Raw genomic sequence first — 19798 nt, 5'->3', positions numbered from 1 at the left:
TTTTAAAACTAAGAAATTGGTATTTGTTAGGAAAGGAACTTTATTTATGACAGCTGAAACAGAGGCAATAAAAGCACAAATTCTTTCAACAGGAAACGCTGAAATATTGCTTGAGGAAAACGATTTTCTGATTGTAAAATGGATAAAACCGGAAATAAAATATAGTATGGCAGCATATCAATACGGGAAAACAGGAATGGCTAACAACTATCCATGGGAATGTAGTTTGACGGAGGAACAAATCGCATTTTTTCTGGAACATATCAATGCAGCTGTCGAGTATTTTAAATCAAAACATCATTATTTCCATCTTGAGGTTAAAGAAGTCTCCTACGAGAATATTGTTTCTATTGATGAGCATGGAATAAAATTTAGTGATTTGCATTGGTTGACATACAAAGAATGTACTATAAATTTCAATCGGAAATATCCCAACAGTAGAGGAAACTGTATCGGAGAAAGAAATATCACTGCCGAACCGCCATATATCGAATTGTATAGCACATACGCACATACTAAAATATTGTTTAATAAAAAAGGACTATTTCGGAAAAATAAAAACATGATAGATTTTCATAATTTGCAAAGACATATCAACGAGTTTGGCTATATAACTCTTGATTTAAGTTAAGAACAATTTTATCATTTATCTAACTGATAATTTCAAGTTTGTAGGGAACAACAGCTAAGACAATTTTATAATAAAACAGCGTCAGAGCATTTATGTGTAAAAGCATGAATGCTCTTTTTTTGTCCTTTCATGGACAAAGAACAAGAAAGCAGCTTTTGGACAAATTGTCCAGAAGTTCAAATAAAAATGCAGGAGGACACCTGATGTATAGCAAAAATGGTATTCCGTGGGTAAGACCACCCACACATGACAAGAAACACAGAGAAAATAATATCGGGAGGACAGAACAATGGTCGATGAATTGACGCAGGAGTCGTTCCAGACAGGAAAGGCGATTGTGACTGTCAGCGTAGATCTGATTACTGCCATTGCAGATGCGTGCAAGCGGTCTGAACAGCAGAATCCTGGTATGAGCGAGGAACAGAAGGAGACATTGCTCGGCAAGGTTGCCGATAAGGTAATGTCGAATTATACTATGCAATGAAACATTAGAGTATTAAGAGCGATAGGAGGACATGCCTGCCTCTCGTTTTAAGGGGATTGTTGCAAGCATGATTCTTTGATATAATCAATGCAACAGTTTAACAAATCGTTGTTTGTCTAAAAGGAAAATTCATAATCATATTAGTCATTTCGATGCTCTTGTCCCCAAAGACAGAAAGCATCTAATACAGGTTCTAAGGATTTTCCGCGTTCAGAAAGACTATACTCAACTCGTGGCGGAATTTCCCCATAATCTTTGCGGATAATAAGACCATCGGCTTCTAATTCTTTTAATGCTTTTGACAATGACCGGAAAGTTGCTGTTTCCATCTTACGCTGAAGTTCATTATACCTTGTTGGACCATCTAATTGCAGACAATAAAGGATAGGAAGTTTATATTTCCCGTCAACCAAAGACTTTGTATAGTAAAAACCAGTATTTTTAATACCATCTATCGCAAAACGACGTTGATCATGTATTTGATTATCTGACATAATAATTCTCCTGACACTATATTTAGATATAATATATGCTCTAAAATATCGTACTTGTTGTTAGCACATCCTCATGATACGATATATGCAGTAACGAATCAAGAGAAATGGAGATGAATGGGATGAAACATAAAGTTAAAGTAACAGTATTAGATAAGAAACTCTATCCAGAATTACAGCAACAGTATTGTGATAATCCAATTTCGGGTGCCTGTCCTTGTTACAATGTGGGAGATGAATTTATTTTTTACCGGGATGAGGAAAGAGATGATTTCTGGCACATAGGATTGAATACCCTGGTAAAGACCAGTGGTAATGCAGATACCGTTGCAGGTGGTCCGAAAATGCCATTCTGTTCTGAGGCATGGGATGCTATTTCACGCTATATTTATACCGGATTAGAAGGCGGTTCCATTATGAAGGGCTGGATGAAGAAGGAGAATGAAATGATTACCTGCTGTTCAGATGGAACAAGACCTGTCATTTTTAAGATTGAAAGAATTGATTATGAGGGGAAAGAATAGCAAATGAACGAAATCATTAAAGCAATGGAAGAACGCAGAAGCATTCGCAAATTTAAGCCGGATATGCCAGCAAAAAAAGATCTGGAGCAGATTATTGAAGCCGGATTATATGCTGCAAATGGCATGGGAAAACAGGCAACCATCACAATTGCGGTAACAAACAAAAACTTCGAGACAGATTATCAGCAATCAATGCAAAGATAGGCGGTTGGAAAGAAGGATTTGATCCATTTTATGGAGCACCGGCTATTTTAATTGTACTAGTGGATAAAAACTGGGCAAACAGAGTTTATGACGGAAGTCTGGTTATGGGAAATATGATGCTTGCAGCACATTCTCTTAATCTTGGAAGTATTTGGATTCACAGAGCTAAAGCATATTTTGATGCTAAGACCAAAATTCATTTGTTGAATTATATTGAATCAAGGACAGATAATAATATAGCGTTATTTGTGTCGTTAAACAAACCACACAGTAGACTTACTGAAAGCGGTGTGGAGTTACGATTACGAGAAATGGGGAAGAAGTTAGGTGTAGAAAAGGTACACCCACATAAGTTCAGAAGGACTATGGCCACCAGAGCAATTGAGAAAGGTATGCCGATTGAACAGGTACAGAAAATTCTGGGACATGAGCAAATAGATACAACGCTCAGATATGCAATGGTTAATTAAAACAATGTGAAGCTATCGCATCGAAAATATATTTCATAGATTGATTTGTAACGCAAAAGACGTTACAATAAAAGAAAAATGGAGGTGTATTCTATGGGAAAAACAGCAACATTAAATATAAGAGTAAATCCAGATGTAAAAGAAAATGCAGAAAGTGTATTGGCACAATTAGGGATACCAATGGCTACTGCTATAGATATGTATTTAAAACAAATATCATTAGTAGGAGGAATTCCCTTTCCTATTGTATTACCAAAAGCAGCTAATTCAGTGAATGCAGATATGATGTCTGTTACACAGATTCATCAAAAGTTAGAAAATGGATATGCCGATATAGAGAAAGGAAATGTTGAGGATGCAGCTAGTGCGTTTGTGGCATTTAGAGAGAGGCATTAATGAAGCAATATAAGGTGGAGATTACAAAAGAAGCTTTGCAGGATATGGAAGATATATACAATTATATTGCTATAGATTTGCTTGCTCCGGATAATGCAATGGGACAATATAATCGCATTGCTGATGAAATACTTACATTAGACACTTTCCCGGAACGATTTAGGATTATGGATTCTGAGCCGGAAAAGAGAATGGAGTTGCGTAGAATGCTCGTCGATAATTATTCAGTATTTTACACAATCCGTGACGAAAGGGTAATTGTAACGGATGTGTTATACACGGCATCTGATATAGAAGCACGTTTGAGAGGCGAGCTATAAAAGCATGCGTTTATTTGAATTTGTCGACTTGTTAATTTCCAATTTTTAGTGATAGGGAGATACACAATGAATGGTTTGATTATAAAGGTACTCAGCATAAGTATTGCGGTAGTAACCGTAGTATACTTGATTATTTATAAAGGAAATACCATGATTACAAAGATATTTAGCGTGTGTATTATAGCAGCAATGGTAATATACTGGATTGTTTATGAAAGAAATACAAGAAAGCGAAAAAAACAGGAATTACAGCGTGATGACTATTTATTTGCGAAAGAAAACGATTTGCCGTTACAGATAAATTGGAATGAGATAAATGATTTTTTGTCAGATTCCGGATATGGTGTAAATATGCCAATGGAGAATTGGTTTATGATGGATTGGGCGAGACAGCCTGTGTGGAGAATGGTATAAAAGAAGGAAAGTTTTCTATGAAAGGGTTTCAAGTGTTACAAGCTTTAAGTAACGATATGAAACACATTTTTTATGATGTGAGGTTTAATTATGACCGTGGTCCGGATATAGAAGATAAAAATAGGAAGTACGAAGCCGTAAAAAAGGTGTTGGATACAAAATACGCCGGTTTGTCAGAAGAAGTACGGAAGAATATATATGACCAATTTGTTAACATATATGAAAGAAAAATCTAATTATAATACAAAGGAGGAAGCTGTTGAGTTTTTAATGAATGAAACTAATCTTACATATGAAGAATGTTCTAAAGCCAACGATTTCCATATTAGACTAAATAAGAAAAATTAATATACAATTCCAGTTTGTTGGTTATAGTGAAATTCGTTTCGTGAAGACGCCAGAAAAAGTGTGGCAACGAATATTGATTAAATTTTTGAAATAGACATAAATTACCCAATGTTGAAGGGATATATAGATGCATATTGGGTGAAAAATTCCAATATGAAAAAATCACCCAATCAAAATGGGAAGAAGTTCAGAGGACGATGGGGAAATTGTTGAAATATGAAAAAATTCCCCAATTGCGGATGAATGTGTAGGGAAGGATTGGGTGAATATTTGGAATGAAAAAAAAACACCCAATGCAGGAGAAAATGTTATCGTAATGCGGTGCCATTCGCATTACGCTGCGCTTCATGCTCATGTCGCGCTGGCGCGCTATACATCCAGTCCGAAAATCAGCCGATTGTGAGCAAGCTCCCATGGCTGATTTCGTCCTGCCTGTGCACCGCTTGTAGAAACGCGCAAATTCCAGTTTGCCGAAATATCTTTCTAACTTTCCCTATTTTACAGGATTTTCAGCCCATTCATTAGTGAAATGATATGTATTTTCCCTTATTTTTGCCCTTATGAGATAATCGTAAGGGAAATAAGGGAAAGTTTTATTTAGTCGTTGCCTGCCACTTTATCAAGTAACTTTGCGGATTCCCGCTTGGCTTTTCTTGTGGAATGGGCGTAGACATTCATTGTGGTACTGACATCTGAGTGTCCTAACAGTTCCTGTACATCTTTCGGAGCTGCTCCATTTGCCAGAAGGTTGCTTGTGTAGGTGTGTCGCAACTGGTGAAAATGAAATCCTTCAAATCCATCCAGTTTCTGAGCAATCTTCCTGCAAACAATTCCTAACGTGCTTGGCAGTTCCAAACTTCCATCCGGTCTTAAGCAGACAAAGGATATTTCCTTATAATCTTCTGGAACATTCTCTGTTCCGTCCAGATGATAGAACTCATAGTAAACTCTGTTTTTGTCTTTTACTTCTCTGTAGTAGTTTTTGTGGTAAAGTTCTCCGTACTGCATTCGGTTTTTAAGTTGTTCCTTTCGGGCATTGCGAAGAATCTCTGCCAGTGTATCTCCAAAATCAACAATCCTTACCTTTTTTCGTTTGGTTGGTCCGATGATATTCTTGTGCCTTGAACCATCATATCGGATACTGCGTCTGATCGTAAGGCACTGTTCTTCAAGATTTACATCCTGCCATGCCAGACCACAGGCTTCACCGATACGAAGTCCTGCATAATAAGCTATCTGGATTGGAAGTATTGCCGGTGGATTGTAATCCTGTAGAAATTCAATCAGTCTTTCATAATCCTCTCGTGGAATTGGCTGTATATCGCCATCCATGTCATCATCAGAAAACAGGTCAACCTCATCCGTCTGGTATTTCAGCTTAATATACTGCATCGGATTGAAAGTGATATATTGCTTTGGTGATACTGCAAACCGGAATGACTGCTGTAATACTGCCGAGAAAGAACGAATGTAATCTTTGCTGTAACCTTTTCTTTCTGAACCATCTGGATAAGTGCCACCAAAGGAAAGCAGATCGAAGAAGGCTTGTAAATGCTCAGATGTTACATTTTTCAACTTTCTCTCTGAAATTGGATGCTTCTTGATGTTGGTAATAGCACCAAGGTAATTCTGGACTGTCCCATTACTGAGAGTACCGGTCTTTAATTCTTCCTCTGCCCATATATCAAGTAATTCTCCAACTGTAATATTTTCCGACTTTGCAATGAATTTCTTGCTTTCGTAATCGTCCATTGCCTGACGGAGCAGTTTTTCCGTTTCACTTTTGCTTTCTGTTCCAGCGTATTCTTTCTGAACCAGATTGCCGCTTGCATCTTCTACATAGAAGCGGTAGTACCATTTCTTTCCTTTTTTTCTTACAGATCCTTTTGCCATAATCGTGTGTCTCCTTTCGATATCAGACAATCGGAACTGATGAAATGCTTCTTGCGTGTAGGCATCTTATGGACAAGTCCATAAGCCAATTCGCCGCTCGTCAAATCTGTAAACAGCCTGACTTGCTCGTGCTCATTGTATCATAACTCCGGTTGTCGTTCTATACCGAATCGGAATCCTCATACAAAACTTCTGATAAAAGATTTTCAAGCCTTTGTTCTGCCATTTCCGGTTTCTTGGAATAGAGCCTTACAATATCTGCCATATCATTAAAGGCATTAACGGTATGGGTGATCTCCCGGAGAAACATAATCTCGTTATATTCATCATTCGATTCAAATCCCATTGCCTTTGCAATATCCGCTTCATTCGTGTTGCCCTTGTAATTCTTGCAGGCAAACTGGAATGATTCAAGAAACAGGTTATATTGCTTTAACATCAACAGCAGTAAATCTTTGGAAAAAGCATCTTCCTTTTTACTAAGGTCGAGAGGTAACTGTTTGAGAATATCGCCCATTGCATCACGAATCTGTAATTCTTTCTTATCCGTAATATCGGTTTCGTATTCATCGGTTTCCCCCTTGAGCCATTCAATAGATACATGAAGTGCTTCCGAAAGACCTTCCAGCACCATCTTTTTGGTATTGTCAATCGAACCATTCTCATAACGCAGGATTGTGGAAGCGGTAACTCCCATCTTCTCTGCAACATAAGGCTGTGTCAGATTTAATTCCAGACGACGCTGTTTTGCCCTGCTACCTATCAGCTTGCGTAGTTCTTTATCTTTCATGCTGATTGCCTCCTTTTTCGGTATGTATGAATTATAGCATGTACCTCACATAATTGCAATATGCAATATAATAATTATTTTTAAAATTTCATAACGCTTGACAACACAATATAAAACCGCTATACTAACAGCACAACAAAAATTGCATAATGCAATTTATAAGGAGGTGACAAGATGACGGAAAGAAAGATTGCATTATCCATCGAGGAAGCAGCCGACTATACAGGAATTGGCAGAAACACTTTGAGAAAGCTGGTTGAATGGAAGAAGCTTCCGGTATTAAAGGTCGGAAGAAAAGTCCTTATTAAAACTGACATTCTGGAAAAGTTCATGGAAGCCAACGAGGGGCGTGATCTGAGGGATAAAGGAAATGTAAAAGCTGTCACAAGAAATGTGGCAACTTAAAAAGGCGGCTTCCTAAGAAACCGCCAAAGGTTCTATCAGACCGAAGCCATGATATACCTACACGCAAGAGGATTATACCATGTGCTTCTCCTGATATGCAACCGGGAACTGTTGTTTATCGGAAAAAGAAAGGATGAAGACGATATGGCGAAATCAACAAAGACTTATGAAGAAAGAATACGTGCATTAGAGAAAAAGGAACAGGAAAGCATTGAAGCTACAAAAAAGCTCATTGCACAGCGGAAGGAACTGGAAAAGCGAAAGAAAGCAGAGGAAAGTAAAAAACGAACCCATAGGCTCTGTCAGATTGGTGGCGCAGTGGAATCGGTTCTTGGCTGTCCGATTGAGGAGGAAGATTTACCAAAGTTGATAGGCTTCTTAAAAAGGCAGGAAACAAACGGAAAGTTTTTCTCAAAGGCGATGCAGAAAGAGCCACTTACAGATATGGAGGAAGTGTAATGGCGGAGGGAGTGGTTTTTCCATTCCCTTCATTGCCTTTGAATGAAGGGCGCACTTATGGACAACCAGAGGTCGTCCTTATAAGTTTGCCACAAGTGGCAACCGGTCTGCGCTTACGCTTGCCGGGCTCGTTCCGTCGGCGGGGCTTTCAGCCAGACCTGCTCATGCCGCAGGGGGCACTCTTGCGCAGAGGGCGTTCCGACAGCTTCACTTCTGCCAAACCAGAAGAAGATGCTGTCGGAAATCAATGCCGGATACGGCAGAAAGGGGGAATCGTATCATGGCGATATTTCACTTTACAGTAAAGATTGTCGGGCGCAGTAAAGGAAAATCTGTCATATCCGCATCGGCATATCTTAATGGAGATGTGATGAAGAATGAGGAAACAGGCAGAATCAGTTACTATACTTCCAAAAAGGAAGTCGTCTACACCAGTCTGATGATGTGCGAAAATGCACCTCCTGAATGGCTGCATGTACCGGAAGAAAATATAAAAAGGTTTCAACAGTCTATCCGTTATAAAAGAGCGGATGATAAAGATGCCGCACTGGAAAAGTTTAAAATCACATTTCAGAAACAGCGTCTATGGAATGAGGTATTGAAGATAGAAAAAAATGCAGATGCACAGCTTGGACGCTCATTTGAATTTTCCCTGCCGAAAGAATGGAGCAGACAGGAACAGATTGATTATACAACCGAATATATTCAAAAGACTTTCGTGGATAAGGGAATGTGTGTCGACTGGAGCATACACGATAAGGGCGATGGAAACCCACATGTGCATTTACTTGTAACCATGCGACCATTCAATCTGGATCATTCATGGGGCAGCAAAGAAGTCAAGGACTGGGATTTTGCCAGAGATACTGACGGAAATATCGTGGTTGATGAATCCCACCCGGACTGGTGGCAGGATAAGAAAAATCCTGACCGGCATGGAATCCGCATTCCGGTACTTGATGAAAACGGAGTACAGAAAGTCGGGGCAAGAAACCGAAAACAATGGAAACGGGTTCTGACCGATGCTACCGGCTGGAATAATCCAAAGAATTGTGAGTTATGGCGAAGCGAATGGGCTGGGATGTGTAACCGGCATTTATCCATAGACAATCAGATTGACCACCGCTCTTATGAAAGACAGGGCAAATTAAAAATCCCTACGATTCATGAGGGTGCGGATGCAAGAAAGATTGAGGAAAAATATCTCACCGGACAGATATGGAATGGTTCATGGAAGGTAGAGGAAAACCAGATGATTAAAAAACAAAATGCACTATTGCAAAAGGTAATTGAAACCTTTGGTAAGGTATCCGGTGCATTGTCGATGTGGAGGGAGTGGTTGAATGACATTAGAAGAAAGCAAAGAAGTAATTCCCATGATGGAAGCAATGATTACACAGATAGAGGAACAGCAGAATATCATGGCAGAGATGCTTCAGGAAATACAGGAAAAGGACGAGAAGCTGATGTGCTTTCAGGAGCAGGAAGAACGATTGCAGCAATTAGAGAGCGAATTATCAGAACTGCTTCAAATCTTGCCGGATACAGAAGAACTGTTGATACTTCTGGAAGAAAAGACAGACCAGATACAGAAGCTTACAGACGAAAATCAGCAATGGCAGGAATTGGCACAGAAATTAAACAGCGAGAACCGGCTATTGCAGAAACAGAACAGCGAATTACTGAACTTGAACAGCAATTAGAGAAAGGAAGGTCGATTGATGAACGAATTAAGAAACTCAAAGAGCGACGATCAACTGGAAGAGTTGCTTCTGCTGACAGAGCAGATGCAGGAAGAACTCGACCAGAAAGACAGGACTATCCGGGAACTGAAAATGCAGCTCGACGAATCGCTGACCTTGAACGAGAGGTTAAACAGCGAGAACAGAGCAGGGAACATTCAAGCCTTAAAGAACGACTTGAGGAAAACAAAAGAATTGTTGCAGAGAGAGAAAGAGAAAACGCACGCTGCCGAAATCATGACAGAGGAATGTCAAGATAAGCTAAGGCAGGCAGAACAGGAACGGGACTATGCACTCTCTCATCAGAAAAAAGTAGAGATACCGGTTGAAAAGCCAGTACTCTATCAAAAGTGTGGGAACTGTAACCTGACAGCTTATCTGAAAGCCAAGGAAAAGTATGATACGCAGAGAGAAAAACTGGCAGGCAGATATAAAACAAAAACAGCCATGTATGAAGCATTGATGTTTCTGCTGATATGGTATTCCGTATCAACTACTCTTTTTCAGATGATACGGTCAAAAATATTTATTTCTGATTGCGTGGTATTCTTTGATACAATCGCCACTTTTATACAGACCATTGCAGGGTGGATTATACTGACAGGAAAGAACATGGCACAGATTAGTAATGGAATATCCAATCCTGTCGTTGCCGGAATTGTATATTGGCTGATAAGAATACTGATCTGCGGTGGATGTTTGGTGGGTGCTGGAATACTTGTAGCATTTATAGAGATAAAGATTGCAGAGTTATATAAGAAGTGCTGTTGGGATATGATTACCATAATGGTAATACTTATAAGCATGGCAACAGCTATCTACTTTGGGAAGTGGATAAAGACAACATTGCCAATCAATCTGCTATTTCTCTTATTATTCGTGCAACTGGTATATGTTGGAATCAGGTGGTATGTAAAGGGATGGCGAGAAACAAGGGGATATCATTAAAACAAAAATACCGATATTTTATTGGTACTATATGTCTTTACTTTCGTGCTAATATATATTATCATATTAGCACGAAAGGAGAAAGCATATGACTCAGTTTGAAAAATTAGATTTGTTGTTGCGTGAATGTGGAGGGACAATTCAGACATTTCAAGTTCTAAATAATGGAATTAGTAAGTCTGTGTTTTATGCATATGTGAAGGAACGAGGATTAGAACAAGCTGCTCATGGTGTGTATGTATCGCCGGATACGTGGACAGATGCAATGTACCTTTTGCATTTACGTTGTGGTCAAGCTGTATTTTCTCATGAAACTGCATTGTTTTTTCATGATTTAACGGACAGAGAGCCTTTGAAATACACCATAACAGTAAGAACTGGATATAATCCAAGTCGTTTGCAGGAAGACGGTTTTCAAGTGTACACAGTAAAAAAGGATTTACATGAAATAGGAATCATAGCTATGCAGACATCATTCGGACATTCCGTTCCCGTTTATGACATGGAGAGAACAATTTGTGATCTGCTTCGTAGCAGAAAAAATGTTGAAATGCAGGTCTTTCAAGACGCATTGAAACAATATGCAAAACGTAAGGATAAAAACTTACGGATGCTTATGAAATACGCAGCTATGTTTCATGTTGAAAACATACTTAGACCATATTTGGAGGTGTTACTTTAGATGATAACAACGGCAAGACAATTAAAGGATTTAATTCGTAATATGTCAAAGAAAAAATCCGCAGATGCACAGATTTTGATGCGGAATTATATGATGGAACGTTTTTTAGAACGAATTTCTTTATCAGAGTATAAAAACCAGTTTATATTAAAAGGTGGAATGCTTGTGGCGGCAATGGTTGGTCTGGATGCCAGAGCTACTATGGATCTGGATGCTACCATAAAAGGCACTAATGTTAGTGTGGAGGATGTAGAAATGATTATATCCCAAATTATATCAATTCCACTGGACGATGGTGTTTCATTTCGGGTCAAACGGATATCGGAAATCATGGAAGAAGCAGATTATCCTGGTGTTCGTGTAAGCATGGAAACGAAATTTGATGGTGTAATCACACCATTAAAGATTGATATTTCTACAGGGGATGTAATTACACCAAGAGAAATCAAGTACAAATTTAATCTTATGCTTGAAGACCGCACTATTGAGGTATGGGCATATAATCTGGAAACGGTATTGGCTGAAAAATTGGAAACTGTTGTTAGTCGAAACGTTACAAATACACGAATGAGAGATTTTTATGATATTTATATTTTACAAAAGTTGTATGGAGAACAACTCCAAAAACAAGTTTTATGGACTGCACTTGTGGCTACAGCCAAAAAAAGGGGAACATTAGACCTGATAGAAGCTGAGGATATAAGAGAAATATTTGATGAAATTGAATCAAGTCCGGTTATGGAGACCTTATGGAAAACATATCAAAAAAATTATTCTTATGCTGCTGATATTTCATGGCATGCAATTGTGAAGTCAATCTGTGCATTATATGGAAGTATATTGGAGAATATGTATGACACATAAAAAACTGATATGTAAATTACGTTAGCATTTTGAGTTGCCTAAATTCGAAAGTTAGGAAAATCTTAATAATTTCTCAGGCAATCCATTGTGAATTTAGATGTTGTATTTGCTATACTTAATTGGAAATATGAGCAAAGGAGTTGAAAATATGTCTGAAAAGATATTGATTATAGATGACGAGCAAGATATAGCGGATCTGTTGGAGGTCTACTTGAAAAACGAAAATTACGTCGTTTATAAATTTTACTGCGCAACGGATGCCATGTCGTGTATTGAAAGCGGCGACATTGATCTTGCCATTCTGGATATTATGCTCCCGGATATGAACGGCTTTTCACTTTGCCAGCTTATCCGAAAGAAATACACTTATCCAATCATAATGCTAACGGCTAAAATTGAGGAAACGGATAAAATAACGGGGCTGACATTTGCTGGGGTTAGATAGCGATACTTTTTACATCTACCATGTTGCGGCGGTCATGGTTGACAACTTGCGTCGGCTCCTGCTCGGTATCAACCTGTCCGACAAAGCTATAATGGATTTCGATTTTCCGGGTGTTGGTTTCCCGGTCTAATTCATGTATCAAAATACGGTCGATAAACTCATGGACGTTTTCATAGGTCAATTCCTGTATGTCGCTGTATTTCCCGACAATCTGAATAAACCTTGATATATCCCTTTTTCGCTCGGTAACGGTTGCGATCTGCTGTTGTAACTCGTCTATCCTTGCGGCAAGGGATTTCTTTTCGTCCTCATAGCCGGAAGTTAGAAACACAAACCGTTCATCTGTCAGTCTGCCTAATGCGTTGTCCTCATACAGCTTGCGGAAAAGCGTGTCAAGTTCGGTCATACGCGCCTGTGCTTTGAAAAGTTCCTTTTGCTGCTGCGCTAATGCCTTTCTCGCTTCCATGTCGCCGTACTCGGTAGCTTTACAGATAAAGTCCTGTTCGTGTTCCTTAACATACCGCAAAACCCGCCGCATATCTTCCAGCACTAAATCAAGAAGTACGTTTTTGCGGATATAATGAGAGGTACACTCGCTGCCTGTCCTTGCCCTGTTGCGCCATGCGCCGCAAGAATAGGAAAACTTGCGCGGCTCGATATTTACGCCCTGTTGGTAATACATCTTATGTCTGCAACCAGCGCAAAACAGCAAGCCGGAAAAAATATCAATCTCCGCTGCTTTTGTCGGGCGGTGGCGGGTAGCAATCCGCTTTTGCGCAAGTTCAAAGGTTTCCTCGTCAACAAGCGGCTCATGGGTGTTTGGGAAGAAATAGCGTTGTTCTTCTTCGTTCTTCCGGGTCTTTTTCGACTTGTAGGATACCTTGTGAGTTTTCGCGGTTATGGTATGCCCTAAATATTCCTGCCTTGCTAATATGTCATAGAGCGTTTTGTCCGGCCAAGTATAGGGGGCGATCATTGCCCGCTGATACCGCGCCTGTCCTGTACGCTGATAGCGCAACGCTCCAATCGTCAAGACTTTGTTTTCCGCAAGCCATTTTTGGATTTCGCACATACGCACGCCGCTAACAAACATAGCGAAAACCTGTTTGACAATCGGCGCGGTTTCCGGGTCGGGTATAAGGTGGTGGCGGTTGTTCGGGTCTGGGATATAGCCGTATGGATATTCCCCGTTGACGCGCTCGCCTTTTTGCGCCTGTGCCTGTTTAACTGCGCGGATTTTCTTGCTTGTGTCGCGGGCGTAAAACTCGTTAAACCAGTTCCGCAAGGGGGTAAACTCGTTATCCTCCCGCGCTGTGTCAACTCCGTCGTTGATCGCGATATAGCGTACTCCGTTTTCGGGAAATACAATCTCTATGAGTTCGCCCGTTTTCAGATAGTTTCTGCCAAGACGGGAAAGGTCTTTGGTAATGACCGTCGCCACTCGTCCGGCTTCCACTTCCTGCAACATCGCTTGCAGCCCCTCGCGCTCAAAACTCACGCCGGAAAATCCGTCGTCCACAAAAAACTTTGTGTTCAAAAAATGGTGTTCGTCCGCATAGCGTTGAAGTATCATTTTTTGGTGCTGTATGCTTCCGCTTTCTCCGGCTTGCATATCCTCTTGACTTAAACGGCAGTAAAGGGCGGTGATTTTATTCGACTGTAACATTAGTCCTCCTTTCCGACAGCCGAATAAACAGGTATAATGTGTTGCTATCATTATACCATATCCCGCCGCCTAATGCACTACTCGGACGCTAAAAATCCCGGATTTCCGGGCTTTTTCTGCAAATCCTTTACAATGAGTTTCTCAATCTTTTTATGGATTGTATCGGTTGCCTTTTCACTCGGCAACGCTTGAACAAGATAGGTGATTTTCCCTATTTTGCGTTCGGTTGTAATTGTCTGTTTTTTATCCATTAGAAAAACCTCCTTTTCCTGTATGGATAAACTATATTCGTCAAAAGGCAAAAACGGGCGGTTGTTAGCTGCAACCTCACGGGAGTTTCACCCCGGCCCATGCTTATGGGTGCGCCGCGCAATACTTTGAGGGTGTTCAACGCGGGAGTATCATTGTGCCGCCTTGTATGTCGTCGCCCACAAGCTGCTAAACCTGTTTTACGGCGCGGTAGTTCTCGCTCGGCTTTTCCCCTATGGGGAAAAGCTGTCATGGCGTACCCGCCGACTGGCTCGGTACAGACGGAATGTACCCGTTTGCCTGTTATGCTGCGCACCAAAGGCCGCTTTCTTTGTCAAAGAACAATAGGCTTTGTCGGCCTGCAAAAGCACATCAACAGCGGATATGCTTTTGCGGAACGACAAATAGCCCATAACGGGAAGCGTGGAAAGGGGACACGCTCCCCGCATGGGCTAAAAGATTATCCTACATGAAAAGCAAGGGTGCGGGTAATAAGGCGCACTTGCAGCCTGTTACGCATTTCCTCGTCCACATAGGAATAGGTATTGCCCGCGTCGTCTTTCAGCGTGCGGGTACAAAGTTTCGCTATGTAACCCTCGTAGTGCTTCAAGATCGCGCACATGGCGGTTGTGTCGCCGTTTGCCGCTGCGGAAATGACAGGGAACGGCAACAGATTTTCAGACTTCCTAACGGTATTCATCATCTGCTTTTCCCTCCAAATACTGTTTGATTTTCGCAAGCGCGGATTTCCTGTGCCGGAAAACCGTCGTGCGTACAACATTCAGCAGTTCGCCAATTTCCGCGTCGCTCATATCCAAGAAGTAGGACAAAAGGATAATGTCGCGTTTCCTTTCGGGCAAAGCGTTAAGGGCTTCGGCAAGCAGTTCATTTTTGACGAGTACATCAAAGCCGGACACTTGAAAACGGAAATAATCGCTTTCGTATTCGTCCGTTGTGAAAAGCTGCGCGAGTTCGCTTTCGCTCAAATCCGAAAAAGTAACTTCGCGTGCTGCGCGTTTCGCAAGAGTGCGGCGGTGGCTTTTCGCTTCGCCGACCAAAGTTTTCTTTGCTAATGCGTCGTACTGATGTTGTATTCTTTCCTTGTCGGAAGAAGATAGCTCCATAGAGTTCACCTCCTTCCCGCGTGGAGTAGAGGACGGGAGTTAAGGGCTTGTCCTCTCTGCCCCTTTCGCTCCGTACCCGTTCGGGAGATGGCTCTTGAGTGCGCTTTTCAGAAAAAAGTTGAAAAAAGCAAAATGCGCCCGTCCGCAAGACGCGGACGGGCGCAAAGGAAATGTAAGCAGTAGCTAAATGTATTGACAGTTCACATTCATAGCCGGAATATCCCGCTTGCGGAGCATAGCTTTTTTTGACCGCAAAGCATTAGGCGGGTTACAGTAAATAAAAATGGACACGGCGATACCTCCCCGATACCGCCGTATCCTTAAAAAAGGGCGACTTTAATACACTACCCGCAATCCATTCTATAATAGGGAACAGCGGCTTTTGCGCAATATTAAATAAAAAAGCCGATAACACATAGGTTTTTTGACCTAATGCGTTATCGGCTCTGCGTCTATGCGTCTGGCACTTTTAATCATTTTTTTTTGAATTTATTATATGTGTTAGCTAACTGTCCACAAGCCGCGTTAATCTCTCTGCCATGAGAAACTCTCATAGTAACTTCAAGTCCTGCTTGCTCTAATTGATGTTTGAATGCAACTATTTCCCGTTTCTGTGGTGCTTTAATTCTTGAATTGCTTGTTGGGTTGTATTGTAACACGTTAATCATAACTTTTTTGCCCCGAAACCATTTTGCAAGTTGTCTTACATCTGAGGGCCGGTCATTTATACCCGGTAAAAGCAAATACGCAAAGACAATTTTGCGATTATGCCTTTCAGAATAGGATAAGGCTTGCTTAACAACATCTTCAATAGCATATATGCGCATGTGAGGAATAATACGATTTCTTGCAGATTGTGTTGCTGCGTGTAAAGATATTGTCAACTGAATTTTAAGATGTTCCTCGCGCAATTTTTTTAATTGATCGACCGGACCAACTGTTGATATGGTAATGCCGTCGGTTGGAAAGTTGAGCCCATATCTATCTCGGAGAATATGGATTGCTTTTATCAAGTTGTCATAATTGAATAAAGGCTCTCCCATACCCATAAAAACGATACGGTTTACTTTTCGACGCAACAATATAATCTGTTGTACGATTTCTGACGATGTTAGATTACGAACAAAGCCATTTCGCCCGGACTCACAAAAAATACAACCAACAGGACAACCGACTTGTGTGCTCACGCAAACAGTTCCACCATCTCGCCGCTTGATAAAAACCGTTTCAATGTATTTGTTGTCTTTCAGTTCGTAAACATACTTTTCAGTATCACTGCTTTTGCAAATATTTTTTACCAACATTGATAGATTTTTTTTGCGTGGTAATTGCTTATATAATTCTTCATATAAGGCTTTTGCTTCATTCTCGCCAATAACTTCCGACATTTCTTTGTAAGTAAATCCGTATGGATCATTCCGTACTTCCGCAGGCGTATATTTAGGTAAACGTTTCATTTTTATATCCTTTCTTCTAAATAATAAAAGTTTGTTTTTCTGTATTTTTGATTACAATCTCTAATTTTTCTACATCAATGATATGCGTCAATTTGCATTTAGGGCAGAAAAGAGGAAAATCTTTTAATACAGTATTATGAAATACTTGAACTCTCGTCTTTCCGTTACAAATCGGACATTTTATCCAATATTTTTTAAGCATTATATTTCACTCGTCCTTTTTACACAAAAAAATGCAGGTCAATCCTCAACATGAGCATTGACCTGCATTTATAATGCACAGAGCAGTACAACAAAACTAAGGCATAGCTTGCACTATGTCTATACTATATCTATACGTCGTTAGTTTTTTGTATAGCATCCGCAAAATAAGCATGACAAAAAAGCCCATGTTGAAAATGGGAAAATCCTTTTTTTCAATGCTTATCTAATACGCATGCTATGCAACATAAACGCCACCTCCTTTTACTTAAATTTTATTTTATCAGAAAATCAGTCTACTGTCAATACACAACAGGAAGTATTTAACCTAATGATATGAATTGTGTGGACATATCCAAAAAGAAAGGTGAACTGTAAAATGTAACAGGGTGAATGAAAATGGCAAAAAGACCCGTACCATTGTACGACTTTAAGGCTTTCGGGGCAGCTATAAAAGCCGCGAGAAATGAATACGGCGAGAGCCGCAAAAAGGTAAGCGACGAGTTATATATTTCCCCGCGCTACCTTGCGAATATCGAGAACAAGGGACAACAGCCGAGTTTACAGGTATTCTATGACCTTGTAACCCGGTATCATATTTCGGTAGATCAATTTTTCTTCCCGAACAGCAATGCGGAGAAATCCACCGGGCGGCGGCAGCTTGACGCGCTGCTGGACGGTATGAGCGATAAAGGCATACGGATTGTAACCGCAACAGCAAGGGAGATAACGGAAGTCGAAAAAGCAGAGGATTAACCTCACAATATGAGAAATCGGGAGATTGCAGCGCATGGCGGCTGCAATCTTTTTTTGCGTCCAAAATCAAAGGAACGCGCAACAAATACCGCCTTTCGGTGGGGGTATGGAGTAGATAGCAAGCACAGCAAACGAGTACCCGTTTGCGGAAAATGCTTGTTGGGATAATCCCAAACCCTTATACCGAAAGGCGGTGCGGAAATGGAAAACCGAAAGAGAAATATACAGATGAAGTTTTACGTTACGGAAGAAGAAAAGCGGCTGATCGACGAGAAGATGAAGCAGCTTCCCATAAAGCAGTATGGGGCATACTTCCGTAAAATGGCGATAGACGGGTATATTCTTGTCGTTGACCGAAGCGACACAAAAGCATATATCCGGGAACTGCAAGCGGTGAGCCGGAACATCAACCAAATTGCAAAACGCGCCAATGCGACGGGGACGGTTTACAGGCAGGATATAGAGGACATTAAAAAGGCGGTGGACGAGATATGGCGGTTACAAAGACGCACCCTATTAAATCAACCTTAAAGGCTGCGATAGACTATATCTTAAATCCCGAAAAGACAGACGGGAAGCTGCTTGCGTCCTCTTTCGGCTGCGGGCTGGAAACCGCCGATATTGAGTTTGCATGGACGCGGGAAGCTGCCGGAGATCGCGGCACACATTTAGGGCGGCACTTGATACAATCCTTTGCGGTGGGAGAACAGTCAATGCGGAGCATATAGCCAACAGAGGTGTAAACATCAATACTGTTGCGCTTGGGATTGTATTCTGCAAATATTGTTCTCATCGTATTAAATCTCCTTATCGTTAAATCAATCATTTGTTGCAAAAATCAGAAGCATTTCAATCAGTTCACAATGTCACTTTTATTTTGTGTTATACTGTTTTATATAATTTTCTTGCCCTTGTTTTTGCCCTTATCAGAGTTCGTAAACACTGGTGGGACGATATAACGCAAGGGAAACAATAAGGGAAAGCTCACCTGCGATAAACTTTGTGTTTTCAAGGGATTGAGAGATATTTGATAATAAAATATAACAGTTATTAAATCCCTTGGAATATATGAAATCTCAATTCAAGTTTATAGAGTTAAAAAATATAAGTTAAGGAGGCATGTATTATGAAAAAAGTAATCTATCTGCTTGTATTATGTATGGTGCTGGGAATGGCTGGATGTGGAACGAATCAAGAAAATAAAGAACCTGTGTCTGGAAATGTGTCCGTAGAAACAGAAAATAAAGAAAATGATGATGTAGTACAAAATGAGCAAATAGCAGATACTGGCTCATATCCTCCATGTGTTATGGTTGATGGTGTTATATATAAAGACACAGGATATGTAGCGTCAATGCCTGGTTGTGGAACAATGGATGGAGAAATTGTGTCAACAGTGGCAGGGACAGAGTTACCATCTGAAAATAATCAATCAAATTTCGGAAGCGGATATCATTATCAAAGGAGTTCTGAAGGTCAGCTCATAGTAGTCATTGATGACGAACGAATCATATTTAGAGATATTGAAAAAGATGATACGTCTATTCCAATAGAGGTTATCAATTTTAATGCAAAAGTAAAAAAAATTACCGATGATGGAGAACTTCTTGTAACGCATGTGAGTACAGCTGAAGGCTTTTGTCAGATGAATGATGGAGAGTATTATGTATCGGCAGAAAATTTAGCGGAAGATGTTCAGGTGGGAGATATCGTTACAATATGGTTTAATGGAATGATTCAAGAAACATACCCTGCTCAATTGGGGGTAGTTTATAGAATCATTAAAACACAATAATTAGTCAAATTCCAGTTTGTAGGGAACAACAGATAAG

At 40.4% G+C, this 19798-nt stretch carries 27 protein-coding genes and 5 pseudogenes; 22 read left to right on the top strand and 10 right to left on the bottom strand.

Annotation, left to right across the window (positions count from 1 at the left end; genetic code table 11):
- Positions 1-46: 46 nt before the first annotated feature.
- Both DXA07_RS04010 and DXA07_RS04000 read left to right on the top strand, forming a co-directional pair.
- Complete coding sequence (locus tag DXA07_RS04010) at positions 47-631, top strand: hypothetical protein (RefSeq protein ID WP_243013729.1); 585 nt, start codon at positions 47-49, stop codon at positions 629-631.
- Between the two features lie 289 nt (positions 632-920).
- Positions 921-1115, top strand: coding sequence for a hypothetical protein (locus DXA07_RS04000; protein WP_243013728.1), 195 nt, complete (start codon positions 921-923; stop codon positions 1113-1115).
- Positions 1116-1255: 140 nt separating this feature from the next.
- On the opposite strand, the gene DXA07_RS03995 is transcribed toward DXA07_RS04000, so the two are convergent.
- On the bottom strand, positions 1256-1609 hold the full coding sequence (locus DXA07_RS03995) for a helix-turn-helix domain-containing protein (RefSeq protein WP_118483466.1): 354 nt from the start codon (positions 1607-1609) through the stop codon (positions 1256-1258).
- Positions 1610-1731: 122 nt separating this feature from the next.
- Between DXA07_RS03995 and DXA07_RS03990 the strand changes: the two genes are divergently transcribed.
- The 8 genes and pseudogenes from DXA07_RS03990 to DXA07_RS13330 all read left to right on the top strand — a co-directional run bounded on the left by DXA07_RS03990 (position 1732) and on the right by DXA07_RS13330 (position 4173).
- Positions 1732-2133 (top strand): TIGR04076 family protein, encoded by a 402-nt coding sequence (locus DXA07_RS03990; protein WP_118483464.1) that lies wholly within the window; start codon positions 1732-1734, stop codon positions 2131-2133.
- A gap of 3 nt (positions 2134-2136) precedes the next feature.
- Positions 2137-2337: a nitroreductase family protein gene (locus tag DXA07_RS13685; protein WP_284467256.1), complete on the top strand. Its 201-nt coding sequence runs from the start codon at positions 2137-2139 to the stop codon at positions 2335-2337.
- Between the two features lie 59 nt (positions 2338-2396).
- A pseudogene (locus DXA07_RS13680) lies at positions 2397-2441 on the top strand (hypothetical protein); the annotation flags it as partial.
- A 69-nt stretch (positions 2442-2510) separates the two neighbouring features.
- Positions 2511-2807 (top strand): annotated as a pseudogene (locus DXA07_RS13155) (site-specific integrase); the annotation flags it as partial.
- A gap of 93 nt (positions 2808-2900) precedes the next feature.
- Positions 2901-3203, top strand: coding sequence for a type II toxin-antitoxin system RelB/DinJ family antitoxin (locus DXA07_RS03975; RefSeq protein ID WP_182427449.1), 303 nt, complete (start codon positions 2901-2903; stop codon positions 3201-3203).
- Positions 3203-3523 (top strand): type II toxin-antitoxin system RelE/ParE family toxin, encoded by a 321-nt coding sequence (locus DXA07_RS03970; protein ID WP_015553868.1) that lies wholly within the window; start codon positions 3203-3205, stop codon positions 3521-3523. Before DXA07_RS03975 ends, DXA07_RS03970 begins: the two co-directional genes overlap by 1 nt.
- Positions 3524-3589: 66 nt before the next feature.
- A complete protein-coding gene (locus tag DXA07_RS13335) occupies positions 3590-3937 on the top strand; it encodes a hypothetical protein (protein WP_243013727.1) in 348 nt (115 codons plus the stop codon).
- Positions 3922-4173, top strand: coding sequence for a hypothetical protein (locus tag DXA07_RS13330; RefSeq protein WP_243013726.1), 252 nt, complete (start codon positions 3922-3924; stop codon positions 4171-4173). The genes DXA07_RS13335 and DXA07_RS13330 overlap by 16 nt, the downstream gene beginning before the upstream one ends.
- Before the next feature lie 709 nt (positions 4174-4882).
- On the opposite strand, the gene DXA07_RS03960 is transcribed toward DXA07_RS13330, so the two are convergent.
- Positions 4883-6178, bottom strand: coding sequence for a tyrosine-type recombinase/integrase (locus DXA07_RS03960; protein ID WP_015530038.1), 1296 nt, complete (start codon positions 6176-6178; stop codon positions 4883-4885).
- A gap of 160 nt (positions 6179-6338) precedes the next feature.
- The gene (locus DXA07_RS03955) at positions 6339-6968 is read right to left on the bottom strand and encodes a helix-turn-helix transcriptional regulator (protein WP_012744229.1); all 630 of its coding nucleotides are present in this window, start codon (positions 6966-6968) and stop codon (positions 6339-6341) included.
- A 174-nt stretch (positions 6969-7142) separates the two neighbouring features.
- Here DXA07_RS03955 and DXA07_RS03950 point away from each other — a divergent pair, with 174 nt between their 5' ends.
- From DXA07_RS03950 to DXA07_RS03915, 8 genes and pseudogenes are all read left to right on the top strand, one after another.
- The gene (locus DXA07_RS03950) at positions 7143-7373 is read left to right on the top strand and encodes a helix-turn-helix domain-containing protein (protein WP_003505382.1); all 231 of its coding nucleotides are present in this window, start codon (positions 7143-7145) and stop codon (positions 7371-7373) included.
- Positions 7374-7517: 144 nt separating this feature from the next.
- Positions 7518-7832 carry a hypothetical protein gene (locus DXA07_RS03945; RefSeq protein WP_014080633.1) on the top strand — a complete coding sequence of 105 codons (315 nt, stop codon included), beginning with the start codon at positions 7518-7520 and terminating at the stop codon, positions 7830-7832.
- Entirely contained in the window at positions 7832-8137 is a 306-nt protein-coding gene (locus tag DXA07_RS03940; RefSeq protein WP_005345966.1) for a hypothetical protein, read from the top strand. Before DXA07_RS03945 ends, DXA07_RS03940 begins: the two co-directional genes overlap by 1 nt.
- A complete protein-coding gene (locus DXA07_RS03935) occupies positions 8113-9834 on the top strand; it encodes a MobA/MobL family protein (RefSeq protein ID WP_117607065.1) in 1722 nt (573 codons plus the stop codon). Before DXA07_RS03940 ends, DXA07_RS03935 begins: the two co-directional genes overlap by 25 nt.
- The gene (locus tag DXA07_RS03930; RefSeq protein WP_003505369.1) at positions 9812-10522 is read left to right on the top strand and encodes a DUF6040 family protein; all 711 of its coding nucleotides are present in this window, start codon (positions 9812-9814) and stop codon (positions 10520-10522) included. Before DXA07_RS03935 ends, DXA07_RS03930 begins: the two co-directional genes overlap by 23 nt.
- A gap of 88 nt (positions 10523-10610) precedes the next feature.
- The gene (locus tag DXA07_RS03925; protein WP_003505367.1) at positions 10611-11204 is read left to right on the top strand and encodes an abortive infection protein; all 594 of its coding nucleotides are present in this window, start codon (positions 10611-10613) and stop codon (positions 11202-11204) included.
- Positions 11205-12068, top strand: a complete 864-nt coding sequence (locus DXA07_RS03920) for a nucleotidyl transferase AbiEii/AbiGii toxin family protein (protein ID WP_003505363.1) — start codon at positions 11205-11207, stop codon at positions 12066-12068. It abuts the gene before it with no gap.
- Between the two features lie 148 nt (positions 12069-12216).
- Positions 12217-12511 (top strand): annotated as a pseudogene (locus DXA07_RS03915) (response regulator); the annotation flags it as partial.
- Here the strand turns inward: DXA07_RS03915 and DXA07_RS03910 are convergent.
- The 6 genes from DXA07_RS03910 to DXA07_RS03880 all read right to left on the bottom strand — a co-directional run bounded on the left by DXA07_RS03910 (position 12506) and on the right by DXA07_RS03880 (position 17211).
- The gene (locus tag DXA07_RS03910) at positions 12506-14179 is read right to left on the bottom strand and encodes a recombinase family protein (RefSeq protein WP_002604471.1); all 1674 of its coding nucleotides are present in this window, start codon (positions 14177-14179) and stop codon (positions 12506-12508) included. The pseudogene DXA07_RS03915 and the gene DXA07_RS03910 sit on opposite strands and share 6 nt — an antisense overlap.
- Before the next feature lie 77 nt (positions 14180-14256).
- On the bottom strand, positions 14257-14430 hold the full coding sequence (locus DXA07_RS03905; RefSeq protein WP_002604472.1) for a transposon-encoded TnpW family protein: 174 nt from the start codon (positions 14428-14430) through the stop codon (positions 14257-14259).
- 458 nt (positions 14431-14888) lie between these two features.
- Positions 14889-15131, bottom strand: a complete 243-nt coding sequence (locus DXA07_RS03895) for a helix-turn-helix domain-containing protein (protein ID WP_002604473.1) — start codon at positions 15129-15131, stop codon at positions 14889-14891.
- Positions 15115-15552, bottom strand: a complete 438-nt coding sequence (locus tag DXA07_RS03890; RefSeq protein WP_002604474.1) for a sigma-70 family RNA polymerase sigma factor — start codon at positions 15550-15552, stop codon at positions 15115-15117. Before DXA07_RS03890 ends, DXA07_RS03895 begins: the two co-directional genes overlap by 17 nt.
- A 473-nt stretch (positions 15553-16025) precedes the next feature.
- On the bottom strand, positions 16026-17009 hold the full coding sequence (gene rlmN / locus DXA07_RS03885; protein WP_002584956.1) for a 23S rRNA (adenine(2503)-C(2))-methyltransferase RlmN: 984 nt from the start codon (positions 17007-17009) through the stop codon (positions 16026-16028).
- 16 nt (positions 17010-17025) lie between these two features.
- Positions 17026-17211, bottom strand: a complete 186-nt coding sequence (locus DXA07_RS03880; protein WP_003431289.1) for a cysteine-rich KTR domain-containing protein — start codon at positions 17209-17211, stop codon at positions 17026-17028.
- A gap of 398 nt (positions 17212-17609) precedes the next feature.
- Between DXA07_RS03880 and DXA07_RS03875 the strand changes: the two genes are divergently transcribed.
- From DXA07_RS03875 to DXA07_RS03865, 3 genes and pseudogenes are all read left to right on the top strand, one after another.
- Positions 17610-17966 carry a helix-turn-helix transcriptional regulator gene (locus tag DXA07_RS03875; protein ID WP_002584957.1) on the top strand — a complete coding sequence of 119 codons (357 nt, stop codon included), beginning with the start codon at positions 17610-17612 and terminating at the stop codon, positions 17964-17966.
- Between the two features lie 201 nt (positions 17967-18167).
- Entirely contained in the window at positions 18168-18497 is a 330-nt protein-coding gene (gene mobC, locus DXA07_RS03870; protein WP_002584958.1) for a plasmid mobilization relaxosome protein MobC, read from the top strand.
- A pseudogene (locus tag DXA07_RS03865) lies at positions 18458-18673 on the top strand (endonuclease); the annotation flags it as partial. The gene mobC and the pseudogene DXA07_RS03865, both read left to right, overlap by 40 nt.
- On the opposite strand, the pseudogene DXA07_RS03860 reads toward DXA07_RS03865, so the two are convergent.
- Positions 18673-18759, bottom strand: a pseudogene (locus tag DXA07_RS03860) (toxin-antitoxin system protein); the annotation flags it as partial. The pseudogenes DXA07_RS03865 and DXA07_RS03860 overlap by 1 nt on opposite strands.
- A gap of 333 nt (positions 18760-19092) precedes the next feature.
- On the opposite strand from DXA07_RS03860, the gene DXA07_RS03855 reads away from it, so the two are divergent.
- Positions 19093-19761, top strand: coding sequence for a hypothetical protein (locus DXA07_RS03855; protein ID WP_117808631.1), 669 nt, complete (start codon positions 19093-19095; stop codon positions 19759-19761).
- The last annotated feature ends 37 nt before the right edge of the window (positions 19762-19798 follow it).

The sequence above is a fragment of the Clostridium sp. AM54-37XD genome (genome assembly GCF_003478225.1).
GTDB classification, from domain to species: Bacteria; Bacillota; Clostridia; order Lachnospirales; family Lachnospiraceae; genus Coprococcus; species Coprococcus ammoniilyticus.
This window is presented reverse-complemented; position numbering and strand designations above follow the sequence as displayed.

Excerpts from the sequence above, each read along its gene's own strand:
- DXA07_RS03935 (WP_117607065.1), top strand. The coding sequence starts at position 8,113 with ATGGCGATATTTCACTTTACAGTAAAGATTGTCGGGCGCAGTAAAGGA.
- DXA07_RS03955 (WP_012744229.1), bottom strand. The coding sequence starts at position 6,968 with ATGAAAGATAAAGAACTACGCAAGCTGATAGGTAGCAGGGCAAAACAG.
- mobC (WP_002584958.1), top strand. The coding sequence starts at position 18,168 with ATGGAAAACCGAAAGAGAAATATACAGATGAAGTTTTACGTTACGGAA.
- DXA07_RS03960 (WP_015530038.1), bottom strand. The coding sequence starts at position 6,178 with ATGGCAAAAGGATCTGTAAGAAAAAAAGGAAAGAAATGGTACTACCGC.
- DXA07_RS13685 (WP_284467256.1), top strand. The coding sequence starts at position 2,137 with ATGAACGAAATCATTAAAGCAATGGAAGAACGCAGAAGCATTCGCAAA.
- DXA07_RS03925 (WP_003505367.1), top strand. The coding sequence starts at position 10,611 with ATGACTCAGTTTGAAAAATTAGATTTGTTGTTGCGTGAATGTGGAGGG.
- DXA07_RS04000 (WP_243013728.1), top strand. The coding sequence starts at position 921 with ATGGTCGATGAATTGACGCAGGAGTCGTTCCAGACAGGAAAGGCGATT.
- DXA07_RS03945 (WP_014080633.1), top strand. The coding sequence starts at position 7,518 with ATGGCGAAATCAACAAAGACTTATGAAGAAAGAATACGTGCATTAGAG.
- DXA07_RS03880 (WP_003431289.1), bottom strand. The coding sequence starts at position 17,211 with ATGCTTAAAAAATATTGGATAAAATGTCCGATTTGTAACGGAAAGACG.
- DXA07_RS03875 (WP_002584957.1), top strand. The coding sequence starts at position 17,610 with ATGGCAAAAAGACCCGTACCATTGTACGACTTTAAGGCTTTCGGGGCA.
- DXA07_RS03950 (WP_003505382.1), top strand. The coding sequence starts at position 7,143 with ATGACGGAAAGAAAGATTGCATTATCCATCGAGGAAGCAGCCGACTAT.
- DXA07_RS03930 (WP_003505369.1), top strand. The coding sequence starts at position 9,812 with ATGACAGAGGAATGTCAAGATAAGCTAAGGCAGGCAGAACAGGAACGG.
- DXA07_RS03940 (WP_005345966.1), top strand. The coding sequence starts at position 7,832 with ATGGCGGAGGGAGTGGTTTTTCCATTCCCTTCATTGCCTTTGAATGAA.
- rlmN (WP_002584956.1), bottom strand. The coding sequence starts at position 17,009 with ATGAAACGTTTACCTAAATATACGCCTGCGGAAGTACGGAATGATCCA.
- DXA07_RS03920 (WP_003505363.1), top strand. The coding sequence starts at position 11,205 with ATGATAACAACGGCAAGACAATTAAAGGATTTAATTCGTAATATGTCA.
- DXA07_RS04010 (WP_243013729.1), top strand. The coding sequence starts at position 47 with ATGACAGCTGAAACAGAGGCAATAAAAGCACAAATTCTTTCAACAGGA.
- DXA07_RS03910 (WP_002604471.1), bottom strand. The coding sequence starts at position 14,179 with ATGTTACAGTCGAATAAAATCACCGCCCTTTACTGCCGTTTAAGTCAA.
- DXA07_RS03975 (WP_182427449.1), top strand. The coding sequence starts at position 2,901 with ATGGGAAAAACAGCAACATTAAATATAAGAGTAAATCCAGATGTAAAA.
- DXA07_RS13335 (WP_243013727.1), top strand. The coding sequence starts at position 3,590 with ATGAATGGTTTGATTATAAAGGTACTCAGCATAAGTATTGCGGTAGTA.
- DXA07_RS03970 (WP_015553868.1), top strand. The coding sequence starts at position 3,203 with ATGAAGCAATATAAGGTGGAGATTACAAAAGAAGCTTTGCAGGATATG.
- DXA07_RS03890 (WP_002604474.1), bottom strand. The coding sequence starts at position 15,552 with ATGGAGCTATCTTCTTCCGACAAGGAAAGAATACAACATCAGTACGAC.
- DXA07_RS03855 (WP_117808631.1), top strand. The coding sequence starts at position 19,093 with ATGAAAAAAGTAATCTATCTGCTTGTATTATGTATGGTGCTGGGAATG.
- DXA07_RS03905 (WP_002604472.1), bottom strand. The coding sequence starts at position 14,430 with ATGGATAAAAAACAGACAATTACAACCGAACGCAAAATAGGGAAAATC.
- DXA07_RS03990 (WP_118483464.1), top strand. The coding sequence starts at position 1,732 with ATGAAACATAAAGTTAAAGTAACAGTATTAGATAAGAAACTCTATCCA.
- DXA07_RS03895 (WP_002604473.1), bottom strand. The coding sequence starts at position 15,131 with ATGATGAATACCGTTAGGAAGTCTGAAAATCTGTTGCCGTTCCCTGTC.
- DXA07_RS03995 (WP_118483466.1), bottom strand. The coding sequence starts at position 1,609 with ATGTCAGATAATCAAATACATGATCAACGTCGTTTTGCGATAGATGGT.